Origin of the sequence: Dactylosporangium darangshiense (assembly GCF_039537565.1) — a bacterium.
GTDB lineage: Bacteria > Actinomycetota > Actinomycetes > Mycobacteriales > Micromonosporaceae > Dactylosporangium > Dactylosporangium darangshiense.
The window spans coordinates 1-24092 of the sequence record NZ_BAABAT010000050.1 but is presented as its reverse complement, the minus strand read 5'-3'; the positions used below and the strand labels follow the sequence as shown (position 1 = coordinate 24092).

Here is a 24092-nt window from a genome sequence, read left to right as displayed (position 1 = left end):
GAACGGTGCGCCACCTGCGGCAGTGGATGGCGGAAAGGCGGTCGCGGGGCAGGGCGGCGGGAACCGGATCGGGGCGGTGCAATGAGATCGCTGCTGGTCACCAACATCGGCGAGCTGGTCACGGGCGACCCGGCGTGGGGTCAAGGGCCGCTCGGCATCCGGCGCAACGCGGCGCTCGTCATCGACGACCGGCGGGTCGAGTGGATCGGGCGGGCCGTGGACGCGCCCGCCGCCGATGCGCGGCTCGACGCCGACGGCGCTGCGGTGCTGCCCGGGTTCGTCGACAGCCATTCGCACCTGGTGTTCGCGGGCGATCGGTCCGCCGAGTTCTCGGCGCGGATGGCCGGGCAGCCGTATACCGGGGGCGGGATTCGCACCACGGTCGGGGCGACACGGGCGGCGGACGACGAGCAGTTGCGGGCGAACGTGGCGCGGCTGCGCAACGAGGCGCTACGGCAGGGCACGACCACGATGGAGATCAAGTCCGGGTATGGGCTGAGCGTGGCGGACGAGGCCCGATCGCTGCGGATCGCGCGGGAGTTCAGCGTCGAGACGACGTTCCTCGGGGCGCATGTGGTGCCGGCGGAGTACTCGGATCGGACCGACGACTACGTCAGCCTGGTCTGCGGGCCGATGCTCACCGCTGCGTGCGGCGCCGGGGCGCGGTGGATCGACGTGTTCTGTGAGCGCGGCGCGTTCGACGCCGATCACTCCCGCGCCATCCTGACCGTGGGGGCCGACGCGGGGCTGGGTGTGCGCGTGCATGCCAACCAGCTGGGCGAGGGACCTGGCGTACAGCTGGCGGTGGAGCTCAACGCGGCCTCGGCGGATCACTGCACACACCTGTCCGCCGACGACATCGGGGCGCTCGCCGGGTCCTCGACGGTGGCGACGCTGCTGCCGGGGGCGGAGTTCTCGACGCGGTCGCCGTATCCGCCGGCTCGGGCCCTGATCGACGCCGGGGCCACGGTTGCGCTGGCCACCGACTGCAATCCCGGGTCCTCGTATACGTCGTCGATGCCGTTCTGCATCGCGCTCGCCGTGCGGGAGATGGCGATGACGCCGGCCGAGGCCGTGTTCGCCGCCACCCGGGGCGGAGCGGCCGCGCTGCGCCGCGGCGATGTCGGGCATCTCACGGTCGGGGCGCGCGGCGACCTCGTCGTGCTCGATGCCCCCTCCCACGTGCATCTGGCTTACCGGCCTGGGGTGCCGCTCATAACCACCGTCGTGCTCAATGGGGAGCTGATTTGATCACCATCACGGCCAATGGCATTACCCCGGACGACCTGATCGCGGTCGCCCGGGCCAACGCGCGGGTGACCCTCGCGCAGGACGCGCTCGACGCCATGCGCGCGAGCCGGTCGATCGTGGACGCGATCGAGCGGGACGGCCGACCTGTGTACGGGGTGTCGACCGGGTTCGGGGCGCTCGCCAACACCTTCATCGCACCTGAACGGCGGGCCGAGCTCCAGCACGCGCTCATCCGATCGCACGCGGCGGGCGTCGGGGCGCCGATGCCGCGGGAGGTCGTACGCGCGATGATGCTCCTGCGGATCAGGTCGCTGGCCATGGGGCGCTCGGGGGTGCGGCCCGAGGTCGCGCAGGCGCTCGTCGAGCTGCTGAACGCGGACATCACGCCCTGGGTGCCCGAGCACGGGTCACTTGGCGCCTCCGGTGACCTTGCGCCGCTGGCGCACTGCGCGCTCGTGCTCATCGGCGAGGGCTGGGTCCTGGCGAAGGACGGAGCCCGGGTCAGCGCCCTCGACGCCGGTGTCTCGCCGATCGAGCTGTCGTCGAAGGAGGGGCTGGCGCTCATCAACGGCACCGACGGCATGCTCGGCATGCTGCTCATGGCCGTCGCGGACGCCGCGCACCTGTTCACCATGGCCGACGTAACCGCGGCGCTGTCGATCGAGGCGATGCTCGGGTCCGACCGGCCGTTCATGCCGGAGCTGCACACGATCCGGCCGCATCCGGGGCAGGCGGCGTCGGCGGCGAACATCCATAGGCTGCTGCAGGGCTCGCCGATCATGGACTCGCACCGGGACGACCTTGTGCATGCGGTGCAGGACGCGTACTCGATGCGGTGTGCTCCGCAGGTCGCCGGGGCCGCGCGGGACACGCTGGAGTTCGCGGCGACGGTCGCGGGGCGGGAACTGCGGTCGATCGTCGACAACCCGGTGGTGCTCACCGACGGGCGGGTCGAGTCGACCGGCAACTTCCACGGGGCGCCGCTCGGGTTCGCCGCGGACTACCTCGCGATCGCCGCGGCGGAGGTCGGAGCGATCTCGGAGCGGCGGGTCGACCGGCTGCTGGACGTGACACGGTCGCGGGACCTGCCGCCGTTCCTGTCGCCGGACGCGGGCGTGAACTCGGGGCTGATGATCGCGCAGTACACGGCGGCGGGCATCGTCGCCGAGAACCGCCGGCTGGCCGCGCCCGCGAGCGTCGACTCGCTGCCGACGTCGGGCATGCAGGAGGACCACGTCTCGATGGGGTGGGCGGCGACCCGCAAGCTGCGCACCGTGCTCGACAACCTCTGCAGCATCCTGGCCGTCGAGCTGATCTCGGCCGTCCGCGGCATCCAGCTGCGCGCGCCGCTGCAGCCCTCGCCCGCCGGGCGACTCGCGGTGGCGACGGTCGAGCGGTTCGCGGGCAAGCCGGGTCCGGACGTGTTCCTCGCACCGGTGATGGAGGCCGCGCGCGGCCTGGTGATGTCGCGCGAGCTGCGAAAGGAGATCGAGCGGGAAGCCGGCCCGCTGGCCTGACGTTCGGCGAGCCGAGAGCAAGACGCGCTTGCGCGGGCAGACGCAGCCCGGGCGGCGCCCGCAACGGCGCGCGGGCGCGGCGCAGGCCAGGCGCGGCGCAGGCCAGGCGCGGCGCAGGCCAGGCGCGGCGCGTGGGCTCGGCGCGGGCGTGGCGTGTGCGCCGGCGCGGGACGGGCGCGGGCGCGGGGCGGTCGCGAGCGCGGGACAGGCGCGGCGCAGGCCAGGCGCGGCGCGGGGACAGGCGCGGGGCAGGTGTGGGCGCGGGCCAGGCGCGGGGCAGGTGTGGGGCAGGTGTGGGGCAGGTGTGGGGCAGGTGTGGGCGCGGCATGGCGTAGACACGGCGCGGGTGCGGCGCGGCGGGGGCCGGGCGCGGCGCAAGCGCGGCGCGGCCTCAGGGGCGGGTAGACGCGGCGCGCGTTGGCGCGGCGGACTCAGCCCGAACGCACACAGACGCCCACCGAACGCACACAGACGCCCACCTGGGCGCGGGCGTGACGCAACCCAAACGTGGACGTCCCCGTTCGAGCCCGACCGGGCACGGCGCGACACGACCGGGGCGCGCGGTGAGACGCGTTCAGGTGGAGCACGACACCACCGGGGCGAGGCCAGGACGACAGCTCGCCCCGGAGCCGTGCGATGAACTACGGACCGCTAGAGGCGGGCGGCCAGGGCGCGGAAGGCCTTGCCGCGGTGACTGATGGCGTCCTTCTCGTCCGGGGAGAGCTCGGCCGTCGTCTGCGCGTAGCCGTCCGCGACGAAGATCGGGTCGTAGCCGAAGCCGCCCTCACCCCGCGGGGCGCGGATCAGGTGGCCGCGCATCTCGCCTCGTAGGACCTCCTCGCGGCCGTCCGGGTGGACCAAGGCAGCTGCGCAGACGAAAGCGGCGCCCAGGTGCTCGTCGGGGACGTCGCCCAGCTGGGCCAGGACCAGGCGTAGGTTCGCACCGTCGCGGTCCGGGGTGCCGCTCGGCAGGCCCGACCAGCGGGCCGAGAAGACGCCGGGCATGCCGTTCAGGGCGTCGACGGCCAAACCGGAGTCGTCGCCGACGCTGGGGAGGCCGGTGTACTGGACGGCCTCGCGAGCCTTCAGGAGAGCGTTCTCCTCGAAGGTGAGGCCCGTTTCAGGGGCCTCGGGGTAGGTCGGGACGTCGTCGAGGCCCAGGAGCTCGACGTGGGGCGCCGAGGTTTCCAGGACTCGGCGCAGCTCCACGAGCTTCTTCTTGTTGCGGGTTGCCAGCAGCAGCCTCATCCGGCGATCGCCTTCTGCTGCAAGGTCGCCAGCTCGGCGCAGCCCAGGGCGCCCAGGTCGACCAGGGTGTCGAGCTCGGCGCGGGTGAAGACACCCTGCTCGCCGGTGCCCTGGACCTCGACGAACTCGCCGGTGCCGGTGCAGACGACGTTCATGTCGACGTCGGCGACGACGTCCTCCTCGTAGCACAGGTCCAGGCGGGGCTCGCCGCCGATGATGCCGACGCTGACCGCGGCCACGGAGCGGTGCAGGACCTCGGCGGGCTTGCCGGCCAGCTTGCGCTGGGAGGCCAGCCAGGCGACGGCGTCGTGCAGGGCCACGTAGGCGCCGGTGATGGCGGCGGTGCGGGTGCCGCCGTCGGCCTGCAGGACGTCGCAGTCCAGGACGATCGAGTTCTCGCCCAGGGCCTTGAGGTCGATGCAGGCGCGGAGGCTGCGGCCGATGAGCCGGGAGATCTCGTGCGTGCGGCCGCCGATCTTGCCCTTGACGCTCTCCCGGTCGCTGCGGGTGGTGGTGGCGCGGGGCAGCATGGCGTACTCGGCGGTGAGCCAGCCCAGGCCGGAGCCCTTGCGCCAGCGGGGCACGCCCTCGGTGACGCTGGCGGTGCACAGCACGCGGGTGGCGCCGAACTCGATGAGCACGGACCCCTCCGGGTGCATGCTCCACTGGCGGGTGATCGATACGGGTCGAAGTTGCTCTGGTGCGCGTCCATCGGGTCGAGCCATACCGACCACCCTAGTCAAGCCGTGGTCACGCGACCTTGCCCGGTACCTCGTCGTTGCGCACCGCGGCGCCCAGCTGCTCCAGGTCGAGCAGGTCCAGGTCGGGCGAGCCGTGGCGCCACTCCGCCCAGGCGAGGCGGAGCAGGCCGGGCAGGAGGTCGGTGGAGCGGCGGATCACCCAATGGGTGCCGGCCGTCGAGATCCAGGCCGCCTGAGCGAGCTTCGACGGAGGGCGGTTGGTCGGGATGGGCGACGGGCGGCGCACCGGGAGGCCGGCAGCCGCCAGGTGGTCCATGACGCCCCGCCGGGTGAGCAGGTCGAAGTAGGAGCAGGCGATGAACCGGTGGCCGCGCTCGCTCGGGTGGAGCCGGTCGACGCTCCACATCGGGCGTTGGTACGAGTCGGGGTTGCCCGCCGCGTCGAAGTGCACGGTGTCGTAGCGGGCGGCGATGAGATCGACGGCGTGGTTGATCTCGGCCATCCGCCGGGCGAGCGGGCGGGCGAGCGGACCGGGCAGGCCGAACATGCGGCCCGGGCTGGGCAGCCGGATCGTGAGGACCTCGGCACCGGCCCCCCGCAGGGCGGCGACGGTGGCCTCGAGGTGGTCGGCGAAGCGGGCGGACGAGAACGGGTCCCGCAGCGTGTCGTTGGTGCCGATGAGCACCGCGGCGATGTCCGGCGCCACGTCCAGCGCCATGGGCAGCTGCACGCGCTCGACGTCGGCGGCGCGGGCGCCGCTGGTGGCGAAGTTGTGCAGGCGGATGCCGACGGACTCGGCGAAGATCGGGGCCCAGCCGCGCCACCGGCCGCCCACGCGGTCGCCGTAACCCGCGGTCGTGGAGTCGCCGAGGGCAGCAAACACCGTCATCGCACGGCCACCGTCGGGGACGAGTGGTGCACGGCGAGGAACCCGGCCACCGCCGCCGGCCATGAGAACTGCTCCGCGCGAGCACGGGCGTCGGCTCGACGGGCTGCAACGGGTCGAGCGAGCACTTGCAGTACACCTCCCGCAAAATCATTGGTGACGGCGACGCCGGCGGCACCGATCACCTCGGGCAGCGCGGACGCCGCGTCGACGACGACGGGGGTTCCGCACGCTAGGGCCTCCAGCGCGGCCAGCCCGAACGTCTCGATCGGGCCGGGCGCGACGACCACGTCCGCGGTCGCGAGCAGCGAGGCGACGGCGGTCCGGTCGGCCACGAACTCCATGAAGTGCACGGTGTGGCCGCGGGCCTGCTCCTGCAGCCGGGCCCGCAGGGGCCCATCGCCGGCGATCACGAGCACCGCGTCGATGCCGCGCTTGCGCAGGCCGACGAGGGCGTCGACCGAACGCTCGGGGCGCTTCTCCGACGACAGCCGGCCGCAGTGCACGAGCAGGACCTGGCCGGGCTTGGCGTAGCGGGCGCGCAGCGAGTCGTCGTAGCGCGACGGGTTGAACAGGTCGAGGTCCACGCCCAACGGCACCTGGGCGACGTTGGCGGCGCCGATGCGGCGGAACTCCGCGGCCGCCCAGCCGGTCGTGCACACGATCCGGTCGTACGAGCGGAAGCTGCGGGTGTTGAGCAGGTCCGCCCACGGGTTGCCGAACGGCCCGGCGAAGGTGAGCAGGCCGGCGAGGCTCTCGTGCGACACCATGACCGCCGGGATGCCGCGCTCGCGGGCCCAGCGGCCGGTCCAGCGCAGGGTGAACCGGTCGGAGACCTCCAGCCGGTCCGGCTCGAGCTCCTCGAGCAGCTTGACCAGGCGCCGGCGGGCGAGCAGCACGCGGTACCCGCCGGTGCCGGGCACGACGGGGCCGGGGATCGTGATCACCCGGCCCTGTGCGGTCATCTCGTCGGCGTACGTTGCTCCGGGGACGATCAGGATCGGCTCGTGCCCGGCGGCGAGGTAGCCCGCGCCGAGGGCGTGCAGTGCCGTGCGCAGCCCCCCGGAGCGCGGCATGACGAAGTTCGCCAGCCGCACAATCCGTGAGGTCATGCCGGAATCGGGACGGACCGGGCGGCCAAGCCTCCCGAGTGCACGTCGACGTAGTGCCGGATCAGCTCGTCGCCGACCGCGGCCCAGGTGCGCGAGGCGACCGCGACGCGGGCCGCGACACCCATCGCCTGGCGCCGCTCCGGGTCATCGACCAGCGACGCGACCGCCGAGACGAGCGCCGGGGCGTCGCAGGGCGGCACGAGCAGGCCGGTCCGGCCGTCGTCGACCAGGTCGAGCGGGCCGCCCTGCGCCGGCGCCACCACGGGCACGCCGCTGGCCAGGGCCTCCTGGATCGTCTGGCCGAAGGTCTCGAACGGGCCGGTGTGCACGAACAGGTCCAGGCTCGCGAAGATCCGGGCCAGCTGCGCGCCGCGCCGCTCGCCGAGGAACACCGCGTCGGGCATGGCCCGCTCGAGGTTGGCCCGCGCCGGGCCGTCGCCGACCACGACCACCCGGACGCCCGGAATGCGGCTGACCGGGGCCAGCAGGTCGACGCGCTTCTCGACCGCGAGGCGGCCGACGTACCCGATGATGACCTGCCCCTCGCCGGCCACGGCCCGGCGCAGGCCGGGCGAGCGATGGCCCGGGTCGAAGCGGGCCGCGTCGACGCCGCGGCGCCAGAGCCAGACGCGCTCGATGCCGTGGCTGTGCAGGGCGGTGGCCGCGGCGGTCGAGGGCGCCAGGGTCCGGTCGGCGGCGTTGTGGATGTGCCGCAGCCAGCGCCAGGCGGCCGTCTCGCCGAGGTTGGACCGGTAGTACAGGCGGGCGTAGGCGGGGACGTCCGTCTGGTACACGGCCACGGTGGGCAGGCCGAGCGCCGAGGCCACGGTCATGCCGCGCGCGCCGAGCACGAAGGGGCTCGCGAGGTGGACCAGGTCGGTGCGGTGCGCCTTTAAGGCGGCGGCCAGGCGCGGGCTGGGCAGGCCCAGCCGGAAGCTCCCGTAGCCCGGCGTGGCGACCGAGGGCACGCGGATGATCTGGTACGGGAACGAGCCGGTGACCGAGCGCGCCGCGGACGACGGCTGTGGGGCGATCACGAGCGGCTCGTGGCCACGCGCGACGAGGTGTTCGGCGACCCGGACGACGGAGTGGGCGACACCGTTCACATCGGGCGGGAACGATTCGGTGACGATCGCGATCCGCATGCCATGACCATGAGGGCGGCGTCCATGCATGCGGCCACGTAATGTTGGCCAAACGGCAAACGGGTTCCTAAATGTCGTACCGAGCGCCTGGTCGGACGACGTCGATGGGGCCTGAGAAGGCGCTCGTGGCGGCCTCCAGCGTCAGCGCCTCGCTGCACCAGGCGGGCACCAGATGCGTGAGCAGCAGGCGGCCCACGCCCGCCTTGGTGGCGTGCTCGGCCGCCTCCCGGCCGGTCAGGTGCAGGTCGGGCGGGTTGTCGACGCCGTCGAGGTAGCTCGCCTCGCACAGGAACGCGTCGGCGCCCTGCGCCAGGCGGATGAGCGCCTCGCAGGGGCCGGTGTCCGCGGAGTACGTCAGGACCTTGCCCTCGTGCTCGATGCGCACGCCGTAGGTCTCGATCGGGTGGTTGACCCGGTCGACGGTGATCTGGAACGGCCCGATCGGGAAGCTGCCCGGCTGCAGGGCGTAGAACGTGTAGACGTCGCCGATCGACATCGGCTCGTTCTCCCCGCCGTAGGCGGCCGCGATGCGGTCCGGCGCGGCCACGGGCGCGTAGACGGGCAGGGGCGGGAACGGGCCGGCGGGCGCGTAGCGGCGGGCCACGATGTACGAGCAGGCGTCGAGCATGTGGTCGCAGTGCAGGTGCGACAGCAGGATGGCGTCGACGGAGTACAGGCCGCCGTAGCGCTGCAGCGTCGACATGGAGCCGGGACCGAAGTCCATCAGCAGGCGGAAGCCGTCCGCCTCGATCAGATAGGCCGAACAGGGCGCCTCCGGGCCCGGAAAGCTGCCGGCGCAGCCGAGAACCGTGAGCCTCATGATGCTGCCCTCAACCCGCCGTCTCCCGTCTTCGAACGAATCTGTGGATCGCACCGGTCAGGGTGAGGATAGATCCAATCCACGGACCGGCCGTTGTAGGGCACGGCTTCGCCCGTCACGCTGCGCAGCCTACGCCGGACTGGCAGCCCAGGCCGAAAGATCGGACGCCAGATGTCGCCAACGTGACACGCCTGCGTCACGCTCCACGACCTCGGTCGTTGCACCCGGTGAGCCAGCACCGGGCTATGAGGGGGCCATTGTGGCGGTAGACGTTTCACGCGCCAAGCGACTCGTGCGGGAGCTGCCGGGCGCGTTCCGGCTGCACACCGAGGCCGATCCGCGCCCGGCCAACCGCCGGATCGCCGCCGTGTGCGCCTGGGCGGCCGCGCTGGGCCTCGGCGGCATGGCGGTGGCGCTGCGGGCCTTCGTGGGGCTCATCGCGCAGTACCGCGCCTGGTACGCCCCCACCGTCATCGCCGTGGGGCTGCTGGGGCTCGCGTGCACGATCGCGGCCTTCGCGAGCCTGCACCACCGCCGGCTGCCGTTCGCCCTGCTGGGCGTGGCCTCCGTGAGCCTCACGATCGGCTGGATCGTCACGGGCCTGTAAAGGCCTTTCATCCGAGCTACCGCGACGCCCGCCGTGGTCAAGGCCCGTGACTCCCGGGCCTTCACCGTCCGCGTTCAGTCACCCCTTTCCTAGCGGCGCGGCTAGGCCCAGAGCTGGCCTTCGAGGGCGTTCTCGGCCTCGGCGAGGGTGCCGCCGTAGGCGCCCGTCGACAGGTACTTCCAGCCGCCGTCCGCGACCAGGAACACCACGTCCGCCCGCTTGCCGGCCTTCAGAGCCTGATGCGCCACCGCCAGGGCGGCATGCAGCACCGCGCCGGTGGAGAAGCCGACGAACATGCCCTCGACCTCGACGAGCTGGCGGGTGCGCAGCACGGAGTCGCGCGTGCCGACCGAGAAGCGGCGGGTGAGCACCGTCGCGTCGTACAGCTCGGGGACGTAGCCCTCGTCGAGGTTGCGCAGGCCGTAGACGAGCTCGCCGTAGCGCGGCTCGGCGGCGATGATCTCGACGTCGTCGACCTTCTCGCGCAGGAAGCGGCCGACGCCCATGAGGGTGCCCGTCGTGCCCAGGCCCGCGACGAAGTGCGTGATCGTCGGCAGGTCCCGCAGGATCTCCGGGCCGGTCGACTCGTAGTGCGCGCGGGCGTTGGCCTCGTTGCCGTACTGGAACAGCATCACCCAGTCCGGGTGCTCGGCCGCGATCTCCTTGGCCACGGCGACGGCGCGGTTGGAGCCGCCGGCCGCCGGCGAGAAGATGATCTCCGCGCCGTACATGCGCAGGATCGACGTCCGCTCGGCGGACACGTTCTCCGGCATGACGCAGACCAGGCGATACCCGCGCAGCTTCGCCACCATCGCCAGCGCGATGCCGGTGTTGCCGCTGGTGGGCTCGATGATCGTGTCGCCGGGGCGGAGGCGGCCGGACTCCTCGGCCGCCTTCACCATCCACAGCGCCACGCGGTCCTTGACGCTTCCCGTCGGGTTGCGGTCCTCGAGCTTGGCCCACAGCCGCACGTCGGCGCTCGGCGACAGCCGGGGCAGGCCGATCAGGGGCGTGTTGCCGCACGCGTCGAGGAGGGACTCGTAGCGCGCCACGACGTCAGCCGCGCAGGGCGTGAGCGGCGGCGAACGCGAACGCGCCGCCCGCGACCGCGGGCAGGATCGTCACGGAGTCGCCGTCGTTGACCTTCGCGTCGAGCGCGCCGAGGAAGCGGACGTCCTCGTCGTTGATGTACACGTTGACGAACCGGTGCAGGCCGCCCTCGCCGGTGATGAGCCGGTCCTTGATGCCCGCGTGGCGGGAGTCGAGGTCGGTCAGCAGGTCGGCGATCGTGTCACCGCTGCCCTCGACGGTCTTGGCGCCGCCGGTGTAGCTGCGCAGGATGGTGGGGATGCGAACCTCGATAGCCATGATGATGTTCTCCTCTGGTGCGACATGAGCCTGGACGACGACGAAACGGACAAGTGTGACAGGGCGGCTGGTCAGCTGCCGGTCTGACACTCGTAGTCGACGGTCGCCGGGCTCTGCCCGAAGAGGTAGCTCTGGACGGCGTTCGGATCCACGACTGCATTCACTACCTGAACCGGCTCCTCCGTGACGGCCCCGTCCACGATGCGGAACGACCGGATTTCCGTGAGCTCCGGGTGGCGGGTGGAGACCAGCAGGTAGTGCGCGTCGGGCTCGCCGGCGAAGGACACGTCCGTGCGCGAGGGGTAGGCCTCGGTCGCGGTGTGCGAGTGGTAGACGACGACCGGCTCCTCGTCGGCGTCGTCCATCTCGCGCCACAGCCGCAGCTGCTCCTTCGAGTCGAACTCGTAGAAGGTCATGGACCGGGCCGCGTTCTCCATCGGCACGTGCCGCTCCGGCCGGTCGGAGCCGGCCGGACCCGCGACGATCCCGCACGCCTCGTCGGGGTGGTCCCGGCGGGCATGCGCGACGATCGCGTCGAGGATCGCGGCGTCGATGGTCAGCACGCCTGACAGCCTACCGAAACCCGAGCGACGCTCGCCCCGTGACCGCCCTCACGCCCGGTCAGCCCATGAGGGCGCCGACGAGCGACTCCTGCAGGTAGGTCAGGTACTGGTACACCGAGAGCTGCCCCACCCGCGCGGACGTCGGGTCCTTGAGGATTGCCTCGTCCAGCTCCTCCTCGATGTCGACGTCGTCGTCCACGATGCCCAGGCGCATGCCGAGGGTGAGCCGGACGTCGGTCAGGGCCCGCAGCCAGGCCTCCGCCTGCTCCTCGTCGAGGGCCACCTCGCCGCCCTCCACCGGCAGCGCGTCCAGCAGCATGGCGGCCTGCTCCAGCTTCGCCGAGCGCAGGTCGTCCTCGGTGTAGCGGCGTAGCTCGGCGGAGAGCTCGGCATCGTCGCGGTACACATCGGGGAAAAGCCGCTCGATCACCGGGTCGGTGCGGTCGAAGCCCTCCGACAGCAGCGTGATCACCTCGAGCATGACCTCGTTGAGCACCGCCGCCTCGCCCGGACCGAAGCGGGCGACGCAGACCGTGCCGGCGCGAACGAACATGGTCACGACCGCTCCACCGTCGCCCAGAGGCCGTGGGCCTGCAGCCTCGAGGCGTCGTACTCCATGCGCTCGCGCGCTCCGCTGGTCACGATCGCCTTGCCCTTGTGATGCACATCGAGCATGAGCCGCTCGGCCTTCTCCTTGCTGTACCCGAACAGCTTCTGCAGGACCCAGGTCACGTAGCTCATGAGGTTGACGGGATCGTTCCAGACGACGGTCACCCAAGGACGGTCGGTCTGGGGCACCTCATCAACCTCGACGTGGGTCTCTTCGATCGGTAGGACCTGCGGCGCCGCCATACCAACATGGTGCCATCAAGCGAGCAGCACGCCATGGTCGACCGCGTCCCCGGCGACGATCGCGAGCGCCTGGCGCAGCTCCGCGTACCGCTCAGTGAGCTCTTGGCCCAGTTCAACCTCGACCTCACGCAGGGCGTGCTGCAGCCAGCGGCGGCAGTCCTTCTTGTCGGGCAGCTTCGGCGGGCCGCCGGGCGCGTGCTTGGGCTGCCACATGGCATACGACCCGGCGTTGAGCCCGATGCCGATCGGCGAGAGCACCTGACCGGCGTCCGGGCCAGCCGCGCCGACCGCGGAGAGGCCGTCCAGCGCGCCGGCGCCGGTGAGCGCGGCGACGCCGGAGGTGGTCGTGACCAGCAGTGCCCGGTCGCGCTCACGGTCGTCGTCGCGCGCGGAGTCCACGGCGCGGCGTGCGGCCGCGGCGATGCGGGCCCGCACGGCCTCGCCCGGCGGGGTGTCCAGCAGCGCCGCGAAGACGGCGCCGATCACCTCGCGGGTGTCGGTGTGCAGCTGGCGGGTGCCGCGCACCGACAGCGCGTGCAGCTCCCGGTCGAGCACGCGGGGCAGCTCCGGGCAGCCCTTGCCGGAGCCGAGCTCCTGCACGCAGCGCACGTGGATGGTGGCCAGCTCGATCGAGACGCGCTCCACGGCGGCGAGCCGGCGGGCGAGGATCTCCCGCTCGAGCACCTCCTGCCAGGTGTCGCCGTCCGCCGAGACGGTGGCGGCGGCCAGCCCGCCGGCCCGGGAGCCGGCGACGGCCTGCTCGTCGGCCCACGTCTCGAGCTGGTGGCGCAGCTCGGCGACGCCGAAGACGCCGTCGGGGTCCAGCGAAACCGGGAACCAGGGCGCGGTGGCCAGCCGAGAGCCGCGCGAGGCGAGCAGCGCGCAGTTGGCGGCGAGCATCTCGGGCCAATCGTCGTGCTGGTCGATGCGGGTGAGCACGAACGCGATCCGCTCCACCCGCTCGGCGGCCGCGCCGAGCAGGTCGAGGTCCGCGCGGGACAGCGGCGCGGCGGCGTCGACCACGAACAGCAGGCCCAGCCCGTCGCCGGCCGCGTCGAGGACGATCTCGGCCGTCGCCGGATCCGGACCCCCGCTGCCGGGCGTGTCGATCAAGGCGACCCGCTTGAGTAATGGCGACGGGTGCGCGATCTCGACGCGCCGGGCCGGGCGGATCGGGCCCTTGACCGAGCTGCGCTCCGGGAACGGGCGCGGCTCGCGGTGCCCGGGCACGAAGGCCCACGCGTCGGCCCGCTCGCCGTGCCGGAAGACGACCCAGGCGTCCCCGGCGTCGATCGAGGCCTCGGCGGTACGCCGGATCAGCGCATTGACCAGCGCGGTCTTGCCGCCGCGGTGCGTGCCCGCGACGACGGCGTACGAGCGGTGGGACGGCTGGAACGGGGCGGTCGGCGGCCGATGTTGACGGCTGCCGCGAACCGGCATGGCGAACACTGGACTCCCGCTCGTCGTGACGCCATAGCCCGGCGCCGACGTGACAGTCAGATCGATCAGCGGCGCCTGCATGACCCCGAAGCCCATGTGCGACCTCCTTGTGCACGCCCGGGAAGATCCGCCCAGCGGCAGCTCAGCAGCCGTGCTGGGCGGGGCATCGGAACGCTACGTGAACGGACACTTACAGCAGCAGGGTCGGGGCTACTCAACTGGGGCCGAACGCACTACTCAAGTTCGTGCTTCCGCGGGTACGCGCAGTAATCAACATATCGATATGCTGCGACGGTGCCCCCCTGGAGTTTTGTCGGCAGGAACGCAGAACTGATCCGAGTCGCCGAGGCGGCCTCCGGTTCCACCGGTCGCGGTCTGATTCTCGGCGGCCCGCCGGGCATCGGCAAGAGCCGATTGCTCCGTGAGGGCGTAAACGCCCTTGACCAGGACAGACTTGCAGTGTGGACGGCGACCGCCAACGCCGCCACGGCCGGCCTCCCGCTCGGCGGGCTGGCTCAGGTCCTCCCGCCCGATCAGCCGGCGGGCGGCTCGCCGGCCGGTCTGCTGCGCTGGGCGGTCGACGCGCTGCACCGCCAGGCGGCCGGACGGCCGATCGTGGTCGCGATCGACGACGCCCACCTGCTCGACCCGCTGTCCGCCGCGCTGGTCTACTACGTCGCCCGCTCGGAGAACGCGACGGTCATCGGCACCGTGCGCACCGGCGAGTCGGTGCACGACCCGATCTCCGCGCTGTGGAAGGACGACCTGGTCGAGCGGATCGAGCTCGGGCCGCTCACCCTGCAGGAGACGTCCGACCTGCTGCAGCAGGTGCTCGGCGGCCCGGTCGACTCGGCGTCGGTGGACCGGCTGCAGCAGCTGTCGCAGGGCAACGCGCTGCTGCTGCGCGAGCTGGTGATCGCCGCGCACGCCGCCGGCGAGATCATCGAGAGCTACGGCATGCAGCGCTGGACCGGCAAGGTCGACCTGGCGCCCACGCTCACCGAGGTCGTCGACGCACGCATCGGCAAGCTCACCTCGCAGGAGCGCGCGGTGCTGGAGCTGGTCGCCTTCGGCGAGCCGATCGGCCTGCCGCTGCTGGTCAAGGCGACCGACCTGGCCACGGTGGAGATCGCCGAGGAGCGCCAGCTGGTCCGGGTGGTCGTCGAGGACCGGCGCACGACGGTGCGGCTGGCCCATCCGCTGTACGGCGAGGTCGTGCGCCGCCGCTGCCCCGTCACCCGCTTCCGGCGCCTGCTCGCCGACCTCGCCACGCTGGTGGAGAACAGCGGCGCGCGCCGCCGCGACGACCTGCTGCGCGTCGCGGTCTGGCGGCTGGACAGCGACACCGCCCGCGACCCGGTGCTGCTGCTCAACGCCTGCCGGCTCGCCTTCGCCACCTACGACATGGCCCTGGCGATGCGGCTGGGCAAGGCGGCGGTCGCCGCCGGCGGCGGGTTCGACGCCGCCGAGACCCTCGCCACGATCCTCATGTTCGCCAACTGCCCCGACGAGGGCGCGCTGATCCTCGACCAGAACGAGGACCAGATCATCGACGAGGCCCAGCGCAGCCGCTGGCTGGCCATCCGGCACATCACCTCGCAGTGGGGCCTGGGCGACTCGTCCACCGCCGACGAGATGAACCGGCAGTCGCACAAGCTCGGCGACCTGCGGGAGCGCTCGCTCGCCCTCGCCGTCGAGTCGACCATGCGCCTGCACCGCGGCGACCACGGCCAGGCGCTCACGCTGGCCCGCACGGTGCTGGACAGCCCGGCCAGCGCTCCCGGGCCGCGCGCCCTGGCCCGCAGCAACATGGGCCACCTGCAGGCGATGCGGGGCACCCCGGTGCAGACGGTGCGCGCGATGGCGCTGCTGGACGTCGACGCCGCGCAGTGGCGGGCCGAGGTGCCGTACATCCAGCTGGGCATCGAGCTGGCCCGCGGCACCGCCATGATCCTGTCCGGCGACCTCGCCGCCGTCGACGCGGTCGTGGCCACCGAGTTCGCCGGCATGGCCGACGCGGGCAACTTCCTGCTCGGCTCCGGCTACCTGCAGATCGTGCGCGCGCAGGCGGCCCGCCTGCGCGGGCACCTGCGGGAGGCCGGCCGCGCCGCGAGCCAGGCCAGCGCGATGCTCGCCACCGGCCGCATCTTCGTCGCGCTCGCGCACGCCGAGCGGGCGCACATCGCCGCGCTGCTCGGCGACGCCGCGGCCGCCGCGACCGCGTTCGCCCTCGCCGAGGAGGCGCACTACCGCTCCATGGAGGTGCTGTACCCCTGGATCGAGGAGGCCCGCGCCTGGGTCGCGGTCGCCTCCGGTGACGTCACCACCGCCGCCGAGGTGCTGCGCCTGCTCGCGGCCCGCAACCAGAACGACGGCTTCGCCGGCCACGAGATGTTCGCGCTCTACGACCTCGGCCGGCTCGGCTTCGCCGCCGAGGTCAACGACCGCATCGCGGCGCTGGCGCAGACGGTCGAGGGCCGCCTCGCGCCGGCCATGGCCTGGCACGTGCGGGCGATGGCCGAGGAGGACGGCGGCGCGCTGCTGTCGGTCGCCGAGGAGCTCGCCGAGATGGAGCTGTATCTCTACGCCGCCGAGGCCGCCGCCGGCGCGGTGACCCTGCTGCGCGGCATCCGCTCGCCGCAGACGCCGCGGGCCGCCCAGCGCCTCGCCGAGCTGCGGCTGGAGTGCCCGCACGCGGTCACGCCGGCCCTGGTGGTACCGCAGCCGATGCTCACCGGCCGGGAGCGGCAGATCGCGCGGCTCGCCGCCGCGGGGGTGCCGTCGAAGGAGATCGCCGACCAGCTGTACCTCTCTTCTCGTACCGTCGACAACCACCTCATGCGGGTATACGCCAAGCTCGGTGTGACCGGGCGCGCAGAACTGGCCGCCGCCCTGCGCTCGCTGCCGCCCGAGGACTGAATATTGTTGGCGGGGTGACGAGTAGCGCACTGCTGACCGACCACTACGAGCTGACCATGCTGTCGGCCGCCCTGCGCGACGGGACGGCCGACCGGCACTGCGTGTTCGAGGTGTTCGCGCGCCGCCTGCCGACCGGGCGCCGCTACGGCGTCGTGGCCGGCACCGCACGCCTGGTCGAGCTCATCAAGGCGTTCCGCTTCGGGCCCGAGGAGATCGAGTTCCTGCTCGGCCGGGGCATCGTGGACGCGGCGACGGCGGAGTGGCTCGGCAAGTACGAGTTCCGCGGTGACGTCGACGGCTACGCCGAGGGCGACCTGTTCTTCCCGGGCTCGCCGATCCTGACGGTCAGCGGCACGTTCGCCGAGTGCGTGGTGCTGGAGACGTTGATCCTGTCGGTGCTCAACCACGACAGCGCCATCGCGGCCGCCGCGGCCCGGATGGTCACCGCCGCCCGCGGGCGCCCCGTGATCGAGATGGGCTCGCGCCGCACGCACGAGGAGTCCGCGGTCGCCGCGGCCCGGGCCGCCTACCTGGCCGGGTTCGCGTTCACGTCCAACCTCGAGGCCGGCCGTCGCTACGGCATCCCGACCACGGGCACGGCCGCGCACGCGTTCACGCTGCTGCACGACTCGGAGACGGCGGCGTTCGCCTCGCAGGTGTCGACCCTGGGCAAGCAGACCACCCTGCTGGTGGACACCTACGACATCGCGCAGGGCATCCGTAACGCGATCGCGGTGGCCGGGCCCGACCTGCGGGCCGTGCGCATCGACTCCGGCGACCTGTCGGTGCTCGCCTCCGAGTCGCGTGCGCTGCTGGACTCCCTCGGCGCCACCGACACGCAGATCGTCGTGTCCGGCGACCTGGACGAGTACGCGATCGCCGCGCTGGCCGCCGAGCCGGTCGACGCATACGGCGCTGGCACGGCGGTGGTCATCGGGTCGGGCGCGCCGACGGCCGGGCTGGTGTACAAGCTGGTCGAGGTCGACGGGCGCCCCGTGGTGAAGCGGTCGGAGCACAAGGGCACGGTCGGCGGGCGCAAGACCGCGGTGCGCCGGCACAAGCCGACCGGCACCGCGACCGAGGAGGTCGTCGTCTCCCTCGGCGCGCCCGAGGCCCAGCCGCACGACCGCGCGCTGCAGCGGCCGTTCCTGCGCGCCGGCGCGCCGGCCGAGGACCTGCCGACGCTCGCCGACTCCCGCGAGCACCTGCGCCAGTGCCTCATCTCCATCCCCTGGGAGGGGCTCAAGCTTTCCGCCGGCGACCCGGCGGTACCGGTGATCATGACTGGAGGCTCCGCATGACGCGGGCGTTGATCGTCGTGGACGTGCAGAACGACTTCTGCGAGGGCGGCTCGCTCGCCGTCGCCGGCGGCGCGGCAGTGGCCGCGTCGATCTCCGCGGCGCTGGCCGAGGGTGGCTGGGACCACGTCGTGGCCACCCAGGACCACCACATCGATCCCGGCGCGCACTTCGACCCGCACCCGGACTACGTCTCCACGTGGCCGGTGCACTGCGTGGTCGGCACCGGCGGCGTCGAGTTCCATCCGTCGCTGGACACCGCCCGGATCGAGGCGGTGTTCGAGAAGGGCGACTACAAGGCCGCGTACTCCGGCTTCGAGGGCCACGCCGCCGGCCGGGGCCTGGCCGAGTGGCTGCGCGAGCGCGACGTCACCGAGGTCGACGTCGTCGGCATCGCGACCGATCACTGCGTCCGAGCGACCGCGTTGGATGCGGTCCGTGAGGGCTTTGTTACAACTGTGCTCCTGAACCTCACCGCCGGCGTGATGCCGGCCACGACCGCATCCGCCCTGGTGGAGCTGCGTGAGGCCGGCGTGACCTTGGTCGGTGAACCGGTCGTGGCCACGAGTTGACCGTCCGGCGGATGGCACATGGCTGGACTTGCCGTGTAACAACCGACGTGTACCGTCATCCGGGCAAGCGGTTCCGCAAACCGATGTGAGGACTTCTCACGTCGTAACGTAAGGAGCACCTACACGGAGCGTGGCGAAACTGGCCAGACTTCGCTACGCTTGCGGGACCTCGAAGGGTCGTCCATGGTGGACGGCTCAGCACCAGGAGGGTCACGTGAAGTTGTCGATCGAGACTCGCCCTTCGGATCAGCGAGAGTCAGTGCTGACGCTGAGTGGCGAAATCGACTATGAGACCGCTCAGGAGCTCCGCACCTCGGTGAGCTCAGTGCTCGACGGAAGCATCGACCTCCTCGTCATCGACCTTGCGGGGGTCACTTTCCTCGACTCCACCGGCATCGGCACCCTCGTCGTTGCCAAGCGCATCTGCCACAGCATGGGCGTCAAGCTCGATATTCGCCGGCCCAACCCGTTCATCGCGCGCCTCTTCGCCGTGGTGGGCGTGAGCGACATCCTCGGCGTACCGATCCCGCCCGGCACCGTGTCCGGCCGGCTCCCGGCCCCGCGCGAGCGCGGCGTCACGCAGCCCGCCTGATCGATCACCGAAAGTAGTTTTCCGGCCGACCCGAATCGGCCTCTTTGACGACGACGCATGGAGCGCCCCGCCTACACCCCCGCGGCGGCGCTCCATCAGCGGCGCCTCAACGCAGCGTTACGTGCCTACACGCAGCGTCACTCGTACGCGCCTCCCCGTTCGGGCGACATGCCGGATTTATCGGAAATTTCAATGAAGGCCGGGCGGGCTCGGCCATCCGATCTTTTGCCTTGCCGGTGGGCGAGCCGCATTGCCTCACACCGGGCCGGGCGGCGCTGTGAGGAGCGCCGTTGCGGCGGTTCAGCGGGCCGCTCGCGGCCTAACGGGTGCCGGCCCATGGGATTTCCTCGCCCCGAACGCGCGACGGCTCAGACGGCCCGGAAACGAGAAACGCCCCCGGCTCGGCGCTGGGGGCGTTCCTGTCGGACTTAGCGGATCATTCCCGATCCTGGTACGTCGCGCCGCCGTCGGCCTCGTGGCTCAGCGGGCGGGCGCCGCCCGGGGGCGGGGCCTCCAGCGAGTGGCCGGGCGCGTGCGCCGGGAACTTCATGTCGAAGGCCGGGCGCTCCGAGCGGATGCGCGGCATGCTGTCGAAGTTGCGAAGCGGCGGCGGGCAGGACGTGGCCCACTCGAGCGACATGCCGTGGCCCCACGGGTCGTTGACCTCGACCACGCGGCCCGTCTTGTACGACTTCCACACGTTCCAGATGAACGGCAGGGTCGACAGGCCGGTGATGAACGAGCCGATCGTGGAGATCGTATTCAGCGTGGTGAAGCCGTCGCTGGCCAGATAGTCGGCGTACCGGCGGGGCATGCCCTGGGTGCCGAGCCAGTGCTGGACCAGGAACGTGGTGTGGAAGCCGATCGTGGTCAGCCAGAAGTGGATCTTGCCGAGCCGGTCGTCGAGCATCCGGCCGGTCATCTTCGGGAACCAGAAGTAGATGCCCGCGTACACCGCGAACACGATCGTGCCGAACAGCACGTAGTGGAAGTGGGCCACCACGAAGTAGGTGTCCGAGACGTGGAAGTCGATCGGGGGGCTCGCCAGCAGCACGCCCGAGAGGCCACCGAAGAGGAAGGTCACCAGGAAGCCGATCGCGAAGAGCATCGGCGTCTCGAAGGTGATCTGGCCCCGCCACATCGTGCCGATCCAGTTGAAGAACTTCATGCCGGTCGGCACGGCGATGACGAAGCTCAGGAACGAGAAGAACGGCATCAGGACCTGACCCGTGGCGAACATGTGGTGCGCCCACACGCTCATCGACAGGGCGCCGATCGCGATCGTCGCGCCGACGAGGCCCTTGTAGCCGAAGACCGGCTTGCGGCTGAAGACCGGGATGACCTCGGTGATGATGCCGAAGAACGGCAGCGCCACGATGTACACCTCGGGGTGGCCGAAGAACCAGAACAGGTGCTGCCAGAGCATCGCACCGCCGGTCTCGGCGTCGTAGACGTGCGCGCCCAGCCGGCGGTCCGCCTCCAGCGCCAGCAGTGCGGCGGCGAGGATCGGGAAGACCATGATCACCAGGACGCTCGTCACCAGGATGTTCCAGGTGAACATCGGCATCCGGAACATGGTCATACCGGGCGCGCGCAGCGTCAGCACGGTGGTGATCATGTTGACCGCGCCGAGGATCGTGCCCAGACCCGAGAGGACCAGGCCGACGATCCAGAGGTCGGCGCCGACGCCGGGCGAGTTGATGATGCTGTTGAGCGGCGCGTAGGCGAACCAGCCGAAGTCGGCCGCGCCGCCGGGGGTGATGAAGCCGATCAGCGTGATCGACCCACCGAACGCGTAGAGCCAGTAGGCGAACGCGTTGAGGCGCGGGAACGACACATCGGGCGCGCCGATCTGCAGCGGCGTGATGTAGTTCGCAAAGGCGAACACGATCGGCGTCGCGAAGAACAGCAGCATGATCGTGCCGTGCATGGTGAACAGCTGGTTGTACTGCTCAGGCGAGAGGAACTGCAGGCCCGGCCGGGCCAGCTCGGCGCGCATGAGCAGCGCCATGAACCCGCCGATCATGAAGAAGACGAACGACGTGACGAGGTACATCAGGCCGATCTGCTTCGCGTCCGTGGTGCGCAGCAGCCGAGCGAACGCCGAGCCCTTGACCGGCTTGTGCACCGGCCAGGGCCTGGTGACGATCGGCTTCGGTGCGACGGTGGTCACGAAAGGCCTCCTGAGGCTGTTGAACCAGCTGGCGAGCCAGCTCCGCGAGGCTGTGCCGACCCGAACAGCGCGATCAACACGTCACCCCGTGGGCAGAATAGTCTGCCCGCCCGGCAGGTCATCGCTGGGGTTCAGCTACCGCCCTTGGCGCCGAAGTCGAAGCTGATCGCACCGGCCGCGATGGCCGACAGCACCAGCAGGATGATGCCCCAGAAGATCAGCCGATCGGCGGCGGTCGGGTTCTTCACCGCGCCGAACAACCGGTCCGCGACCGGCACCGATGCGGTCCGGGGCGCCGGGACGGCGGCGGAGGTGTCCGTGCCGTAGTCGGCCTCGAAGCTGGGGACGGGTTCGGCCGCGGGAGCGAGCTGGCGACGCTCGCCGAGGGCATGCAGGACGATGAGCACGCCGCCGGCGAGGACCAGTAGGACCCCGAGCACCGCGACGATCACCGCGATCCAGTCGCGCATGAGTTGCCTCCCTGGGGGGTTGCGAGAGGGATCTATCTGCCCAAGCAGGCTAGAGACCTTGGACCTGCGCGTCGAGACCCGCCCGTCGCCGGGCCGCTGAAATTTACAGACCAAACCCCGGTAACGAAACCTTGCGGCAATCTCGTGTTGACACCGCAGAAACGGTGGACGACGCTCCGATATGGAAGCGCTCCCAAAATCGACGACTTGCTATCTGAGGAGGTCGCGATGTCGATTACCGCCGCTCCAGAAGCAACGCATGACGCCGCGCACGACCCCATGCGCGACTCGGCCGAACACCCCACCCTCGCTCACGTCGCCGCCCTTGCAGGTGTCTCCTCCGCTACCGCCTCCCGCGTGCTCAACGGCTCCGCCCGCGTCTCGCCGACCGCCCGCCAGCAGGTCCGCGACGCCGTCGACCGCCTCGGCTACGTCCGCCAGCGCGCCGCCCGCGCCGTCGACCGCCGCCCCCGCTCCGTTGCCGCCGTGGTGTGCGAGCCGAACGCACGCCTGTTCGCAGACCCGTTCTACTCCCGCGTCCTGGCCGGCGCCAGCGCCGCGTTCGCAGAGCGTGACATGCCCATGCTGCTGGCGGCGGGCGAGCGGCCGGCTTCGCTGCAGCGGTACCTCAGCAGCGGCCACATCGACGGGGTGCTGCTGATCTACTGCCGCAGCAGCCACCCGCTCGTCGTCACCCTCCCGGCCCTCGGCGTCCCGGTGACGCTGATCGGCCGGCCCCTGCAGGGCAGCTCGCTGTCCTACGTCGACGCCGACAACCGGGGCGGTGCTCGCCAGGCCGTGGAGTACCTGGCGCGCACCGGCCGGCGGCGGATCGTCACGATCGCCGGCCCGCCGGACGTCTCCGCCGGCGTCGACCGGCTCGCCGGCTTCCGTGAGGGCCTCGAACGCGCGGGCCTGGAGCCCGGGCCGATCGCGTACGGCGACTTCACCCGCCCGGCCGGGGTACACGCGATGACCCGGCTGCTCGACCACCGCCCCAACCTGGACGCGGTCTTCTGCGCCTCGGACCTCATGGCCGTCGGCGCCCTGCACGCGCTGCGCCAGTCGGGCCGCCGGGTGCCCGAGGACGTGGCGCTGGTCGGCTTCGACGACCTGCCCCTCGCCGCGTTCACCCAACCCCCGCTCACCACGATCAAGCAGCCCGTCGAGGAGATCGGCGCGGCCGCGGCCCGCCAGCTGCTCGCGCAGATGTCCGGCGAGCCGTGGGACGAGCCCCCGGTGCTGCCGACGACCCTCGTGAGGAGGCAGAGCGCATAGTGGTACGCGTGCATCCAATCGGCGCCGTGCCCGCGAATGAGTGGGTATGCGGCTGTCCGACCTATTGCATGCGGCCCAGAACCTGGACAGCGGCGCCGTCGCCGGCATCGTCTGCACCCTGACGGCCGAGCGCGGCGTCGCCGAGACCTGGAACAGCGCCTGCGTCCCGGCGCTGCACCGGGCGGCGGGCGCCCGCGACCCGCTGGGCATCGCCGTGGAGCGCTCCCTCGCCGAGGGGATCGCGCACGGCCTGGACCTGGCCACCGCCCGGCACCATGCGCCGCCCGGCGACGATCACGCGCGGACGGGCGGCACCCGCGCGCTGCTGACCTGTGCTCCCGGCGACGACCACGCGCGGAGGGAAGGTGCCCGCGTGCTGCCGGCCTGTGCCCGCGGCGACGATCACGCGCGGATGAGCAGCGCCCGCGTGCTGCCGGCGTGTGCGCCCGGCGACGATCGCGCGCGGACGGGCGGCGCGCTGCCGACCGCGGACCGCTGCTTCGGGGCGCGATGCCTGGTCGGTGTGCGCCCGCGTGCTGCTGGCCTGTTCGCCCGGGGAGGTGCACGAGGTGCCGCTGCGCGCCCTGGCCGCGGCGCTGGACGAGCGGCGTGTCGCTACCGTGCCGCTTGGCGCCCGTGTGCCATGGCCCGCGGGTGCCGCTTGGCGCCCGTGTGCCACGGCCCGCGCTGCACGCCGCGGTCGGCCGCGCGGCGCCCGAGACCGCGGTGGTCTGGGCACAGACCGCGGCGACCGCCGACGCCGCGGGCCTGCTCGCCGTAGCCGGCGCACACCGCCACCGCGTTCGCCGCGGCCGGTCCGGGCTGGGCGCAGGCCGGGGTGGCGGGCGCTCTCATCATCGCCGGGTTAGACCATCTCACCTCCCTTGACCTGGCCGTATTCGCCTGCGCGGGCGCCCTGAGCCGCTAGACATGGAAGGCGTGAAGGCCATCACGCTGACCGAGCAGAACGATGCCGGCGTCCTGTCCCTCCAAGAGGTCCCCGACCCGCATCCTGCGGCCGACCAGCTCCTGATCGAGGTCCGCGCCGCGGGCGTCGACCGCTCCGACCTGATCCTCCCGGCCCGGGCGGACTCCGACGTCCCGCCGGCCGAGGCGACGCAGCGCGAAGCGGCGCAGCCCGCGGGCGCGGGCGCGGCCCAACCGGCGGGCCCAGGCGCGGGTGCGCCCCCACCGGCGGGCGCAGGCGCGGGCGCGGCCCAACCGGCGGGCCCGGGCGGCGGCGCGAAGTCGGATCGTAGCCATGTCGTTCTGTGGGCCAA

24 protein-coding genes and 1 pseudogene are annotated in these 24092 nt (G+C 72.2%); 9 read left to right on the top strand and 16 right to left on the bottom strand.

Features of this window, described 5'->3' with window-relative positions; all coding sequences use genetic code 11:
- Positions 1–81: 81 nt before the first annotated feature.
- Positions 82–1251 carry an imidazolonepropionase gene (gene hutI, locus ABD901_RS48670; protein ID WP_345139482.1) on the top strand — a complete coding sequence of 390 codons (1170 nt, stop codon included), beginning with the start codon at positions 82–84 and terminating at the stop codon, positions 1249–1251.
- On the top strand, positions 1248–2768 hold the full coding sequence (gene hutH / locus ABD901_RS48665; protein ID WP_345139479.1) for a histidine ammonia-lyase: 1521 nt from the start codon (positions 1248–1250) through the stop codon (positions 2766–2768). Before hutI ends, hutH begins: the two co-directional genes overlap by 4 nt.
- A 651-nt stretch (positions 2769–3419) precedes the next feature.
- Here the strand turns inward: hutH and rdgB are convergent.
- The 6 genes from rdgB to ABD901_RS48635 all read right to left on the bottom strand — a co-directional run bounded on the left by rdgB (position 3420) and on the right by ABD901_RS48635 (position 8680).
- Positions 3420–4016, bottom strand: coding sequence for an RdgB/HAM1 family non-canonical purine NTP pyrophosphatase (gene rdgB, locus ABD901_RS48660; RefSeq protein ID WP_345139475.1), 597 nt, complete (start codon positions 4014–4016; stop codon positions 3420–3422).
- Positions 4013–4741: a ribonuclease PH gene (rph, locus tag ABD901_RS48655; RefSeq protein WP_345139469.1), complete on the bottom strand. Its 729-nt coding sequence runs from the start codon at positions 4739–4741 to the stop codon at positions 4013–4015. Before rph ends, rdgB begins: the two co-directional genes overlap by 4 nt.
- Before the next feature lie 25 nt (positions 4742–4766).
- Positions 4767–5606 (bottom strand): SGNH/GDSL hydrolase family protein, encoded by an 840-nt coding sequence (locus tag ABD901_RS48650; RefSeq protein WP_345139466.1) that lies wholly within the window; start codon positions 5604–5606, stop codon positions 4767–4769.
- Positions 5603–6715 (bottom strand): glycosyltransferase, encoded by a 1113-nt coding sequence (locus tag ABD901_RS48645; RefSeq protein ID WP_345139464.1) that lies wholly within the window; start codon positions 6713–6715, stop codon positions 5603–5605. Before ABD901_RS48645 ends, ABD901_RS48650 begins: the two co-directional genes overlap by 4 nt.
- Positions 6712–7860 (bottom strand): glycosyltransferase family 4 protein, encoded by a 1149-nt coding sequence (locus ABD901_RS48640; RefSeq protein WP_345139461.1) that lies wholly within the window; start codon positions 7858–7860, stop codon positions 6712–6714. Before ABD901_RS48640 ends, ABD901_RS48645 begins: the two co-directional genes overlap by 4 nt.
- Before the next feature lie 67 nt (positions 7861–7927).
- Entirely contained in the window at positions 7928–8680 is a 753-nt protein-coding gene (locus ABD901_RS48635; RefSeq protein ID WP_345139459.1) for an MBL fold metallo-hydrolase, read from the bottom strand.
- A 259-nt stretch (positions 8681–8939) separates the two neighbouring features.
- On the opposite strand from ABD901_RS48635, the gene ABD901_RS48630 reads away from it, so the two are divergent.
- Positions 8940–9287 (top strand): hypothetical protein, encoded by a 348-nt coding sequence (locus ABD901_RS48630; RefSeq protein ID WP_345139456.1) that lies wholly within the window; start codon positions 8940–8942, stop codon positions 9285–9287.
- 101 nt (positions 9288–9388) lie between these two features.
- On the opposite strand, the gene ABD901_RS48625 is transcribed toward ABD901_RS48630, so the two are convergent.
- The 6 genes from ABD901_RS48625 to ABD901_RS48600 form a co-directional block, all read right to left on the bottom strand.
- A complete protein-coding gene (locus ABD901_RS48625; protein WP_345139453.1) occupies positions 9389–10339 on the bottom strand; it encodes a PLP-dependent cysteine synthase family protein in 951 nt (316 codons plus the stop codon).
- 4 nt (positions 10340–10343) lie between these two features.
- Positions 10344–10655: a MoaD family protein gene (locus tag ABD901_RS48620; protein WP_345139450.1), complete on the bottom strand. Its 312-nt coding sequence runs from the start codon at positions 10653–10655 to the stop codon at positions 10344–10346.
- Positions 10656–10726: 71 nt separating this feature from the next.
- Entirely contained in the window at positions 10727–11218 is a 492-nt protein-coding gene (locus ABD901_RS48615) for a M67 family metallopeptidase (RefSeq protein WP_345139448.1), read from the bottom strand.
- Positions 11219–11276: 58 nt separating this feature from the next.
- Entirely contained in the window at positions 11277–11798 is a 522-nt protein-coding gene (locus ABD901_RS48610; RefSeq protein ID WP_345139653.1) for a DUF2017 domain-containing protein, read from the bottom strand.
- Entirely contained in the window at positions 11774–12070 is a 297-nt protein-coding gene (gene clpS, locus ABD901_RS48605; RefSeq protein WP_345139445.1) for an ATP-dependent Clp protease adapter ClpS, read from the bottom strand. The genes ABD901_RS48610 and clpS overlap by 25 nt, the downstream gene beginning before the upstream one ends.
- A 15-nt stretch (positions 12071–12085) precedes the next feature.
- A complete protein-coding gene (locus ABD901_RS48600; RefSeq protein ID WP_345139443.1) occupies positions 12086–13606 on the bottom strand; it encodes a hypothetical protein in 1521 nt (506 codons plus the stop codon).
- A gap of 198 nt (positions 13607–13804) precedes the next feature.
- On the opposite strand from ABD901_RS48600, the gene ABD901_RS48595 reads away from it, so the two are divergent.
- From ABD901_RS48595 to ABD901_RS48580, 4 genes are all read left to right on the top strand, one after another.
- Positions 13805–16429, top strand: coding sequence for a LuxR C-terminal-related transcriptional regulator (locus ABD901_RS48595; protein WP_345139441.1), 2625 nt, complete (start codon positions 13805–13807; stop codon positions 16427–16429).
- A gap of 14 nt (positions 16430–16443) precedes the next feature.
- A complete protein-coding gene (locus tag ABD901_RS48590; RefSeq protein WP_345139439.1) occupies positions 16444–17730 on the top strand; it encodes a nicotinate phosphoribosyltransferase in 1287 nt (428 codons plus the stop codon).
- The gene (locus ABD901_RS48585; RefSeq protein ID WP_345139437.1) at positions 17727–18299 is read left to right on the top strand and encodes an isochorismatase family protein; all 573 of its coding nucleotides are present in this window, start codon (positions 17727–17729) and stop codon (positions 18297–18299) included. The genes ABD901_RS48590 and ABD901_RS48585 overlap by 4 nt, the downstream gene beginning before the upstream one ends.
- Before the next feature lie 214 nt (positions 18300–18513).
- Positions 18514–18891, top strand: coding sequence for an STAS domain-containing protein (locus tag ABD901_RS48580; RefSeq protein WP_345139434.1), 378 nt, complete (start codon positions 18514–18516; stop codon positions 18889–18891).
- Positions 18892–19327: 436 nt separating this feature from the next.
- On the opposite strand, the gene ctaD is transcribed toward ABD901_RS48580, so the two are convergent.
- Together ctaD and ABD901_RS48570 are read right to left on the bottom strand one after the other, a co-directional pair.
- Positions 19328–21064 carry an aa3-type cytochrome oxidase subunit I gene (ctaD, locus tag ABD901_RS48575; protein ID WP_345139431.1) on the bottom strand — a complete coding sequence of 579 codons (1737 nt, stop codon included), beginning with the start codon at positions 21062–21064 and terminating at the stop codon, positions 19328–19330.
- A gap of 131 nt (positions 21065–21195) precedes the next feature.
- Complete coding sequence (locus tag ABD901_RS48570) at positions 21196–21534, bottom strand: hypothetical protein (protein ID WP_345139428.1); 339 nt, start codon at positions 21532–21534, stop codon at positions 21196–21198.
- A gap of 228 nt (positions 21535–21762) precedes the next feature.
- On the opposite strand from ABD901_RS48570, the gene ABD901_RS48565 reads away from it, so the two are divergent.
- On the top strand, positions 21763–22812 hold the full coding sequence (locus ABD901_RS48565; protein WP_345139425.1) for a LacI family DNA-binding transcriptional regulator: 1050 nt from the start codon (positions 21763–21765) through the stop codon (positions 22810–22812).
- A 61-nt stretch (positions 22813–22873) separates the two neighbouring features.
- Here the strand turns inward: ABD901_RS48565 and ABD901_RS48560 are convergent, their stop codons facing one another.
- Both ABD901_RS48560 and ABD901_RS48555 read right to left on the bottom strand, forming a co-directional pair.
- A complete protein-coding gene (locus ABD901_RS48560; protein ID WP_345139421.1) occupies positions 22874–23218 on the bottom strand; it encodes a hypothetical protein in 345 nt (114 codons plus the stop codon).
- Between the two features lie 209 nt (positions 23219–23427).
- Positions 23428–23670, bottom strand: a complete 243-nt coding sequence (locus ABD901_RS48555; RefSeq protein ID WP_345139418.1) for a hypothetical protein — start codon at positions 23668–23670, stop codon at positions 23428–23430.
- A gap of 81 nt (positions 23671–23751) precedes the next feature.
- Here ABD901_RS48555 and ABD901_RS48550 point away from each other — a divergent pair.
- Positions 23752–24092: pseudogene (locus ABD901_RS48550) on the top strand (hypothetical protein); the annotation flags it as partial.